This window comes from Enterorhabdus sp. P55, assembly GCF_009911695.1.
Taxonomy (GTDB): domain Bacteria; phylum Actinomycetota; class Coriobacteriia; order Coriobacteriales; family Eggerthellaceae; genus Enterorhabdus.
In genome coordinates, this window is the sequence record NZ_QWKK01000082.1 from 1 (window position 1) to 10,565 (window position 10,565).

General features: G+C 70.1%; 7 protein-coding genes. 5 read left to right on the forward strand and 2 right to left on the reverse strand.

Going from position 1 to position 10,565, the window contains the following annotated elements:
- Positions 1-153: 153 nt before the first annotated feature.
- The 4 genes from D1643_RS08170 (at position 154) to D1643_RS08185 (ending at position 4,532) form a co-directional block, all read left to right on the forward strand.
- The gene (locus D1643_RS08170; RefSeq protein WP_160710153.1) at positions 154-774 is read left to right on the forward strand and encodes a helix-turn-helix domain-containing protein; all 621 of its coding nucleotides are present in this window, start codon (positions 154-156) and stop codon (positions 772-774) included.
- Between the two features lie 248 nt (positions 775-1,022).
- Positions 1,023-1,946 carry a MerR family transcriptional regulator gene (locus tag D1643_RS08175; protein WP_201751039.1) on the forward strand — a complete coding sequence of 308 codons (924 nt, stop codon included), beginning with the start codon at positions 1,023-1,025 and terminating at the stop codon, positions 1,944-1,946.
- Positions 1,947-2,457: 511 nt separating this feature from the next.
- Positions 2,458-2,997 (forward strand): rubrerythrin family protein, encoded by a 540-nt coding sequence (locus D1643_RS08180; protein WP_160710154.1) that lies wholly within the window; start codon positions 2,458-2,460, stop codon positions 2,995-2,997.
- 173 nt (positions 2,998-3,170) lie between these two features.
- Positions 3,171-4,532, forward strand: a complete 1,362-nt coding sequence (locus tag D1643_RS08185) for a Na+/H+ antiporter NhaC family protein (RefSeq protein ID WP_160710155.1) — start codon at positions 3,171-3,173, stop codon at positions 4,530-4,532.
- 229 nt (positions 4,533-4,761) lie between these two features.
- Here the strand turns inward: D1643_RS08185 and D1643_RS08190 are convergent, their stop codons facing one another.
- On the reverse strand, positions 4,762-5,706 hold the full coding sequence (locus D1643_RS08190; RefSeq protein WP_160710156.1) for a DNA/RNA nuclease SfsA: 945 nt from the start codon (positions 5,704-5,706) through the stop codon (positions 4,762-4,764).
- 409 nt (positions 5,707-6,115) lie between these two features.
- On the opposite strand from D1643_RS08190, the gene D1643_RS08195 reads away from it, so the two are divergent.
- Positions 6,116-8,749 (forward strand): RNA helicase, encoded by a 2,634-nt coding sequence (locus D1643_RS08195; RefSeq protein WP_160710157.1) that lies wholly within the window; start codon positions 6,116-6,118, stop codon positions 8,747-8,749.
- 96 nt (positions 8,750-8,845) lie between these two features.
- Here the strand turns inward: D1643_RS08195 and D1643_RS08200 are convergent, their stop codons facing one another.
- Positions 8,846-10,336: an APC family permease gene (locus tag D1643_RS08200; protein WP_160710158.1), complete on the reverse strand. Its 1,491-nt coding sequence runs from the start codon at positions 10,334-10,336 to the stop codon at positions 8,846-8,848.
- Positions 10,337-10,565 lie beyond the last annotated feature (229 nt).

A 10,565-nucleotide genomic window follows, 5' to 3' on the forward strand; every position in this document is an offset into this window, starting at 1 on the left:
CGGCTTCCGGCCCGGCACGGCCGTCTGCCCGGCCCAGCTCGGCCGCGCGGCACCCGGCCGCCTGACGCTCGGCCGCCCGGCCCCGGCCCCGGCTTCCGGCCCGCACCACGCCGCCATCAACCGCCCCCCCGATCCCAGCCAAAAGGACCCGCCATGACCTCCTACGTAACCTGCTCCGCCATCCGCTCCCTGCGCGAGGGCGCGGGCCTCACCCAGCGCCAGCTCGCCGAGCGGATCGGCGTCACCGACAAGGCCGTCTCCAAGTGGGAAACCGGCCGCGGCCTGCCCGACGTCACGCTCGTGGAGCCGATCGCCCGCGCGCTCGGCGTCTCGGTAGCCGAGCTGCTCTCCGGCGAGCAGGTCGTCAACGCCAACCGCGCCGGCAACCTGCTGCGCTCGCGCTTCTTCGTGTGCCCGCTCTGCGGCAACGTCATCCACGCCACTGGCGAGGCGTCCCTCAGCTGCTGCGGCATCGCCCTGCCCGTCCAGGAGGCCGAGGAGCCCGACGACGACCACGCGATCGCCGCCGAGGTGGCCGACGGCGAGGTCTACCTGACCGCACGCCATCCCATGACGAAGGATCACTTCGTCAGCTTCCTCGCCTACGTCACCACCGACCAGGTGTTCTTCCGCAAGCTCTACCCCGAGCAGACCGCCGATGCGCGCTTCCCCTACCGCGGCCCCGGCATCCTCTACGCCTACTGCAACCGCCATGGCCTGACCTCCCAGCGCGCCCCGCGCCCCGCGCGCCGGCCCGCCGCCCAACCCCTCTAGCGTGAAGGCGCGCCGGCGTGCGCTATCGGGCAGTCGCGGGGTTGCCGCAGATTCGGGCCCACTCGGCGCAGAGGGGCGAAGCCCGCAAAGCCGCAGGAGCGCCCCGCGCCTGCGCGCTCCCAGCCAACCCGCCAGCGGCATAGGGGGCGCGAGCCCTCAGCTGCCCTTCGAAAAAAACGAAAACTCCCCCTTGACCCTCACGTAACGTGAGGGTCTATTCTTTCCCTCGGCAAGACGAAAGGAGCCCCATGACGCCACAGAAGACGGACTCCGCCAGCAGCACCTCGGACAGCGCGTGCGCCATCCGGCCCGCCGTTGCGACCGGCGCCCACGCACCCGCCAACCCGGTGGCACACGCGCCGCGGACGGCCACCCCGTCCCCGGCCGCCTCGGCACCTGCCGGCGGCTACACGGCCGGCGCGCTCGCCGAGCTGGCCGGCGTGACGGTGCGCGCCCTGCACCACTACGAGGCCGAGGGCCTGCTGCGCCCCACGCGCGACGCGAGCGGGTACCGCCGCTACGACGCCAGCCAGGTGGAGCGCCTCCAGCAGATCCTGCTGTTCCGCGCCTGCGGGCTGGCGCTCGGCGACATCCGCCGCAGCCTGGATGATCCGGCCTTCGACCGCGCCGCGGCGCTCCGATCCCGCCTTGCCGACCTGCGCGCGCAGCAAGAGCAACTGAAAGCCCTGATGGGCACGGTGGAGAAGACCATCGCCGCCCTGGAAGGAGAAACCACCATGACCGACAAGGAACGATTCGAGGGCCTCAAGCGCCAGGCCGTCGAGCACAACGAGAGAACCTACGGCGCCGAGGCCCGCGAGCGCTGGGGCGACGCAGCCGTCGACGCCGCCAACGAGAGGACGCTCGCCCTGGACGAGAAGGCCTGGAACGACCGCGAGGCGCTGGGGCGAGCGGTGATCGACCAGCTGCGCGCCGCCTTCGCCGACGGCACCGGCGACCCGGCAGGGCCCGAGGCCCGCGCCCTGGCCGAGATGCACGGCCGCTGGCTCGCCCTCCACTGGGGCGAGGGCGCCTACAGCCGAGCGGCCCACGCCGCCCTCGCCGACGGCTACGTGGCCGACGAGCGCTTCACCCGCTACTACGACGACGCCGTGGCCCCCGGCGCCACCCGCTTCCTCCGCGACGCCATCGCCGCCTGGTGCGCCGCGTAGCGCCCGCGTCCAACGATTCCGCCCGCTTCGCGCGGGATGCCTGCGACGCGTCCCTCGCGTCCCGCGCCCCCGCCTGACGAGCCGCATCCGCCCTGCAACGATGCCACCGCAGCCACGTTTCCCGGCTGCGGTGGCAGTAATTCGCGTTTTGGTACGGCTCTCGCCTCTCTTGCAGGCCCAATCACAGCATGCCGCCAAAGCCGACCTGGGGTTTTGCTGGCACGACCCTCGGCAGAGGGGCATGGGAGCGCCCGCTTACCGTACCAAAACGCGAATTACTGCCACCAAACGACGAAAAAGCGGCTCTCACGCCCTCGACCGCCGGCTCGAACCCCCCCCGCCCCCGCGCGAATCCCGCAAATCCCCCACCACGCGGCAACGCGGCGGGAACGCCTCGTCAAAGCATCGGCCCCAACTGCGGCCCGCGCCGCCTTCCGCGCCACACGTGGTAGCACCATGGTCAACGTCACGTCACGAAACCGTCGCACGAGGAGCACGGAAGGAGACGACCATGAAGCTGCAGGAATCCCAGTCGTGGAAGAACATCGAGGCCGCCCTGAACGCCGAGGCCCTGGCCTACGTGGAGTACGTCTTCTACGGCCAGCAGGCCAAGAAGGACGGCTACGTCCAGATGTCCAACTTGTTCCAGGAAACGGCTGACAACGAGCTGCACCACGCCAAGCTCCTGTTCAAGAAGCTGCACGACGGCACGGTGCCGCCGACCCCCGAGTGCCTGAGGCTGGCCAGCGCGTCCGAGCGCTACGAGTGGGACGTCCAGTACAAGGAGTTCGCGAAGGTGGCCCGCGACGAGGGCTTCGACGACCTGGGCGACTTCTTCGACGGCCTAGCCGCCATCGAGAAGAGCCATCAGGAGCGCTTCGACGTGCTGGCCAGACGCATCCAGGATGGCGAGGTATTCGAGCGCGAGCAGGTGCAGGTGTGGTACTGCACCGTCTGCGGCCACCTGCACATCGGCACCGCGGCCCCCGAGGAGTGCCCCGTCTGCGGCCATCCGCAGGGCTACTTCCAGGTGCGCGCCGCCAACTACTAGGCGCCGAGCGCGACCCGAGCACCCCGCTCCGGCGTTCTCCGCGCACGCATGCCCCGTATGCGACCGCGAAGATAACCGGCGACCGGGAACGCCTATGGCCCTGCGCAGCCAGGCCCGGTGCCGGTAGTGTAAGATAGGCGGCTGTACGCTATCGACCGAAGGACGGGGAGATCATGGAGAAGGGAAGAGTGGGCGCGCTGCTGCCCATCGGCGTGTTCCTGGTGCTGTACCTGGGGCTCGGCATTCTGTTCGAGTACGGGATGGGCATCACCATGGGGTTCTACAACATCCCCATCGTGGTGATCTTCCTCATCGCGCTGCTGGTGGCGTGCTTCCAGAACCGGTCGCTGTCATTCGACGACAAGCTCGTCATCATGGGGCGCGGCATCGGCGACAAGACCATCGTCACCATGATCCTCATCTTCATGGCCGCCGGCGTGTTCGTGGGCACCGTGGGCCGCGACTCGGCCGAGTCGGTGGCCTATCTCATGCTCTCGGTCATTCCGGCTGAGTTCTCCGTGGCCGTGCTGTTCGTGGTGAGCTGCTTCGTGTCCGTCTCCATGGGCACGTCGGTGGGCACCATCACGCTCATCACGCCCATCGCCGTGGCCGTGTCCGCCGCGTCGGGCTTCAGCCTGCCGCTGTGCGTGGCGTCGGTCATGGGCGGCGCGATGTTCGGCGACAACCTGTCGTTCATCTCCGACACCACCATCGCCGCCTGCCAGGGCCAGGGCTGCGAGATGAAGGACAAGTTCCGCGAGAACTTCAAGATCGCGCTGCCCGCGGCCGTCGTGACGCTCGTCATCATCCTGGCGCTGTCGCTCAGCACCGACCTGGCCGGCACCGTCCAGCATGACTACGAGCTGCTGGAGCTCATCCCGTACCTGATCGTGCTCGTGGGCGGCATCATCGGCATCAACGTGTTCGTGGTGCTGCTACTCGGCATCGTGTCGGGCTCCATCATCGTGGTGGCCGAGGGCGCGGTAGCCGCCACCGACCTGCTGGGCAACATGGGCACCGGCGCCGCGGGCATGTTCGAGACCACCATGGTGGCCGTGCTCGTGAGCGCCATCTGCGCGCTCATCCGCGAATACGGCGGCTTCACGGCGCTGCTCAACGGCATCAAGAGCCTGTTCAAGAGCCGCAAGGGCGGTCAGCTGGGCATGGGCCTGCTCGTGGGCGCCATGGACATCGCCACGGCCAACAACACGGTGGCCATCGTCATGGCCAACCCCATCGCCCGCGACATGGCCGAGACCTACGGCATCTCGCGGCGCAAGACGGCGTCCATCCTCGACACGTTCTCCTGCGTGTTCCAGGGCGTCATCCCCTACGGCGCCCAGATGCTCGTGGCCATCAGCGCCTGCACCGAGCTGGGATTCGCCGTGACGGCGTTCCAGATCATCCCCTTCTTGTTCTACCCGTTCCTGCTGCTGGCCAGCTCCCTCGTGTTCATCTTCCTAATCCCCGACAAGCGCGGACGCGGGGATGCCGCGACGGACGAGAGGCCGACCGCGGAGGAGGCGGCCGACTAAGACGCGAGGCGCGCCGATGAGGCGCGAAGGCACGACCGCCACCGAAGGGGGCGGCCGCCGAGGGCGAGGACCCGGGTGGCCGCCCCCTTCTTGTTGGGATGCAGCGGATCAGGCAAGACGCGGCCCGGCAGGCGGGACGAAGGGTGGCAGCAGGGGCGGGATGGACGCGGTCGTCTCCCTACCAGGAGGGGCGGCGCGTGAACCCCGCGCGGGCGCCGAGCAAAGCGCGCTACCACTCCTCCAGCGGGAAGTAGCGGCGCAAGGCCACCGCGCGCGGCGTGACCTCGAAGTCGGCCTGCCATAGCTCCACCCCGGCGGCGCGGCAGGCGTCCACCGTGGCGAGCACCTCGTCATAGGTGGTGCCGTGATAGAAGCGGAAGCCGTCGTTGGCGTAGTAGAGGCAGTAGAGGACGACGGCGCGCTCGTGGTCCGCCAGGGACGCGGCCAGCTCACGCAGATGGCGCAGCGCCCGCTCGGTAGACGAGAACGGCGCTTCGGGCAGGCGGGGCACGGAGGCGGGCACGGCGGTCTGGATCTGCACGAGCGGCGTCTTGACCTCCAGGTACAGCCGGTCGTCCACGAGAAAGTCGAGCCGCGACGCGCCGAGCGGAACCTCGCGGCGCACCTCGCGCGGCTGCCCGGCGATGGCGTCGAGGGCCCCGATGCGCAGGAAGTGCTCGACGGAGCGGTTGGAGGCGTTCTGGTTGATGCCGATCCAGCGCTTCTGCGGCGCGTCCGGCTCGTCGAGGGAGAAGGCCTCCACCGTAAGCGGCAGCTTGCGCTTGGGGTTGCCGCTGTCCGAGACGAGGCAGGGGCGTCCCGCCAGGTCGAGGCCGCCGATACGCGACACCGCCGGGCAGTGGCAGCGCACGACGGACGTGCCGGCCGAGAGGACCGAGCCGCCGGGCGCAGGCGAGGGCGACAAGGCGCCCTTCGCGGGAACCGGCATCGGCTTCCGCGGGTCGGCCGCCAAGGAAGGTGCCCCCGCCGCGGACGACCCGAGGGGCGCATCCGTCGCAGCGACCGCTGATGCCCTGCCCGCAGGAGGCGAACCGCCCTCCCCCGTCGGGAAGGTCACCTCCATGATGAAGCGGTTAGGGCGCGCGAGGATGAGCCCCTCGCGCAGAGGCGCGGGAAAGGGAAGCGGCGCGCAGGTCGGCTCGTAGATATCCATGGACCTATGGTACGCCGTCGGCAGAGGGCGGAGGCGCGCCGCGGGCGCCTCGTTTCCCGATCGTGCGCTATCCCGCTGCAAAGTGGCCAAAAAAGTCGACCTGACGACAGAAATCGGCCAGATCGCAGCCCCTCTCGCCGCGAATGCGCAAGGAGACCTCCCGCGACCTGGGCTTTCGCTTGCCACCCTTGGAACCGGGGGTGCTGACGGGCCTCGTAAACGTCGTCAAGTCGACTTTTTTGGCCACTTTGCACGCGCGCCTTGCGCAAAGCGCCCGATTTCCCCGCCCCGCGGCCGCCGCCGAGCGCCTCCGGCGTCCTGCGGCGAGCTCGGCGGCTCCTCCCGCTCGCAGCGCGCCGGCACCCCTATAATAGAAAGCCACCCACACGTCCTGGCCCAAGGAGCCGCCATGCCCACCGAAGAACCCGCCTACGAGCTGCCCGACCCCACGGCTGCAACAAGCCCCGCCGACGCCCCCGCGCCGGACGACCCCTTCGCCCCCGGCTCCCTCGGCTGGCTGCTGCCCTGGGCCGAGACGGGCGAGGGCGACGTGCTCGACCCCTCCGAGGCGCTCGAGGTGTTCCTCGGCTGGGTGGAGTCGCGCGGCCTGGAGCTGTGGCCCCACCAGGAGGACGCCCTCATGAACCTGGCCGTGGGCGACTCGGTCATCCTGGGCACCCCCACCGGCTCGGGCAAGTCGATGGTGGCGCTCGGCCTGTGCTTCATGGCCCTGGCCACGGGCCGCACCGCCTACTACACGGCACCCATCAAGGCGCTCGTCAACGAGAAGTTCTTCGCCATGGTTGACATCCTCGGCCGCGAGAACGTGGGCATGATCACCGGCGACACCACCATCAACACCGACGCGCCCGTCATCTGCTGCACCGCGGAGATCCTGGCCAACCAGGCGCTGCGCGAGGGCGCGACATCGAAGGTGGGCTGCGTCGCCATGGACGAGTTCCACTTCTACGCCGATCCCGACCGCGGCTGGGCCTGGCAGGTGCCGCTGCTCACCCTGCCCCGCGCGCAGTTCCTGCTGATGAGCGCCACGCTCGGAGACGTCAGCTCCATCGCCGCCGACCTCCAGGAGCGCACCGGACGCCCCGTCGACGTCATCGCCGACGCACCGCGGCCCGTGCCGCTTTCCTACGAGTACTCCCTCGAGCCGCTCGAGGCCACCGTCGAGCTGGCTCTGCGCGAGGGCGACGCGCCCCTGTATCTGGTGCACTTCTCCCAGGACGCGGCGCTCGCCTCGGCCCAGTCGCTCGCCAGCTACGGCGTGGCCACCAAGGAGCAGCGCGAGGCCGTGAAGCAGGCGATGAAGGGGACGCGCTTCACCACCGCCTTCGGCAAGATCCTCCAGCGGCTGCTCGGCTGCGGCGTGGGCGTGCACCACGCGGGCATGCTGCCGCGCTACCGCCTGCTCGTGGAGAAGCTGGCCCAGCAGGGGCTGCTGCCGGTCATCTGTGGCACCGACACGCTCGGCGTGGGCATCAACGTGCCCATCCACACCGTGGTGCTCATCCAGCTGACGAAGTTCGACGGCCATCACATGCGCCGCCTGCGCGCCCGCGAGTTCCACCAGATAGCGGGCCGCGCCGGCCGGTCCGGCTTCGACACCGAGGGCCTGGTCATCGCGCTCGCCCCCGAGCACGAGATCGAGAACCACCGCGCCCAGGTGAAGGCCGCGGGCGACCCGAAGAAGCTGCGCAAGCTCAAGAAGAAGCAGCCGCCCGAGGGCTTCGTGAGCTGGGACGAGAAGACGTTCACGCACCTGGTGGAGAAGGCGCCGGAGAAGCTCACGCCCCGCATGCGCATCACGCACTCCATGGTGCTGGCCGTGGTCTCGCGCGGCGGCGACGCGCGGGCGGCCGTGCGCCAGCTCATCGCCGACTCGGCCCAGGAGCCGCAGGAGAAGGCGGCCCTCACGGCGCGCGCCGACGAGATATTCGCCACCCTCATCGAGGCCGGCGTGGTGGAGCGCCGCGAGGGCGCGGGACCCGACGGCGCCGACGAGTACCTGCTGACCGTCGACCTGCCCGAGGACTTCACCCTCGACCAGCCGCTCTCCCCCTTCCTGCTGGCGGCCCTCGACCTGCTCGACCGCGACGACCCCGACTACGCGCTCGACGTCATCTCCCTCGTGGAGGCTACGCTGGAGAATCCGCGCCAGGTGCTGCGCGCCCAGGAGCGCAAGGCCAAGGACGCCGCCCTGGCCGAGATGAAGGCCGACGGCGTGGAGTACGAGGAGCGCCTCGAGCGACTGGCCGACGTCACCTACCCGCGCCCGCTCGAGGACCTGCTCGACCATGCCTTCGGGCTGTACTGCCAGACGGTGCCGTGGGCGCGCGACTACGAGCTCGAGCCCAAGAGCGTGCTACGCGACATGGTGGAGACGGTGAGCGACTTCAAGACCTACGTGGGACGCTACGGCATCGCCAAGTCGGAGGGCACGCTGCTGCGCTACCTGTCGGACGCCTTCCGCGTGCTCGACCGCACCATTCCGCCCGCCGCGCGTGACGAGCGGCTCCAGGACGTGGTGGCGTGGCTCGGGTTCCTCGTGCGCACCACCGACTCGAGCCTGGTAGACGAGTGGGCGGCCTCAGGCGAGCTGCCGGACGCCGCACCGCCCGTCGATGCCGACGCGGTGGTGGCCGACCGCCGCGGCCTGCGCGTGCTCGTGCGCAACGCGCTGTTCGCCCGGGTGCGGCTGGCCTCCCAGGGACGCGCCGGCGACCTGGGGCGTCTCGACGGCGAGTGGGGCTTCGGCGAGCGCCGCTGGCAGGACGCGCTGGACGCCTACTTCGACGCGCACGAGACCATCGGCATCGACGCCGACGCCCGCTCGGCCGCCTACCTGGAGATCGACGAGTCCCCCGAACGCGCCGAGCGCCTCTGGCGGGTGCGCCAGGTGTTCGCCGACGAGGCAGGCGACCGCGACTTCCAGATCGTCGCCGCGGTGGACTTGGACGCCACGCAGGAAGCCGGCGAGGCGGTGTTCCGCGACTACCGCGTCGGCTTCATCGAGGACCTGCTGGACTAGCGGCAGCCAGGCGGCCGCGTTGGAGCCGCCGGGCCGGGCCGGGCTGGGGCCGTCGAAGCGGAGCGATTCGGGACGACGCCATCCCCGCCGCCCGCGTCACGCGCCGGCGTCGCCCAAGTCCACGTCACGCCGCAGAACGCGCGTGGTGACCAGGTAGTACGCCACGCCGATGACGATCCACGCGATGCCCACCAGGTGCGCCACCATGCTCAGCGACGCCAGCACGGCCAGCGTCACCGCCATGCCCAGGAGAGGACACACGAGCAGCCGCCACGGGTTGGAGTGATCCTTCTGCCGCACCCAGTAGTACCAGATCACGGTGAAGTTGAGGATGAGGTAGGTGGACAGCGCGCCGAAGTTGCTCACCTTCGCCACCTCATCCATGCCCAGGTACAGCAGCGCCGGCAGGATGGCGAGCGACAGGCCCGACACGAACAGGGTGGCCACCACCGGCACGCCCGTCTTCTCGTCCATGCGACCGAGCACGCGCGGCAGCGACCCGCCGCGGCCCATGACGTAGAGCACGCGCACGATGGACACCTCGAACACCATGCCGGTGAACACGCCTTGGGCGAGCGCCACGGCCACGGCGCACAGGATGCCGAGCCACGGGCCGGCCACCATCTGCGCCACCAGGTAGAAGCCGTTGTCCTCGTTGCCGGCGAACACCGCGCCGGTCGGGTCGACGCAGGTGGCCACGAAGCAGGTCAGCACGAACATGGCGCCCAGCAGCAGGATCATGATCATCATGGCGCGCGACGGCCCCGTCTTGCCGTCCTTGGCCTCCTGGGTGAGCGTGGCCACGCAGCCGAAGCCCACGTAGGAGAACGCGGCCAGCGACACGGCGCCCATGGTGTCGCCGAAGTTGAACGCGGAGGGGTTGACGAACGCGGTGGCCGAGAAGCCCGAGGTGGCCGGGTGCCCGATGACGTAGGCCACGCCCAGCACGAGGAACAGCGCCAGCACCAGCAGCTCGCCCACGAGCGCCACGCGGTTGACGGCGATGGTCGTCTTCATCCCGCGCAGGGCCACGAAGGTGGTGAAGGCCAGAAACATGAGGCACCAGCCCCACACCGGCACCGCCGGCACGTACTGGTTGAGCGCCAGACCGGCCATGATGTAGCACAGCGTAGGCCCTACCAGGTACTGAAGCAGCATGAGCCAGCCGGCCACGAACCCCACGAGCTTGCCGATGCCCTTGGTGGCGTAGGTGTAGATGGATCCCGACGAGGGGAAGCGGTTGATCATCACGCCGAAGGAGAGCACCGTGAACAGCATAGCCCCCAGCGCGATGAGGTAGGTGAGCGCCGGCATGCCGTGGGAGGCGTTGAACACGCTCGCGTAGATGCTGAACGGCGCGATGGGCACCATGGAGATAAGCCCGTAGATAACCAGGTCGAACACGGTGAGCGTGCGCTTGAACCCGCCGTTGGCGGCACCGGTAGGCGGCGCGGCGGCCAGGTTGTCGTCGACGGGCGCGGGCGCCGGAACGGCCGAGGCCGGGCGGGCCGGATGCGCCGAGGCGGCGGGCGCAGATACGGGCGCCGCGGCAGGGGTGGGCGCGGGCGCGGCAGCGTGCTTGTCCATGGTTCCTCCCAACAGATCGCGCGAAGAGTCGCGGACGCGCCGGGAGGGCCCGCCCGCAACCCCACCATGCCACGACCACGCCGCAGGAGCGCCCCGGGCGCCCAACCGTAACGCATCGAGGAAGGAACAGTTCCCGCATCGTCACCGAGGGGGGGTGCCAGGGGGTGCCAGGGGGTCACACCTGATGGCACACCCCTGCCGGGGTGTGCCATCAGGTGTGACCCCCTGG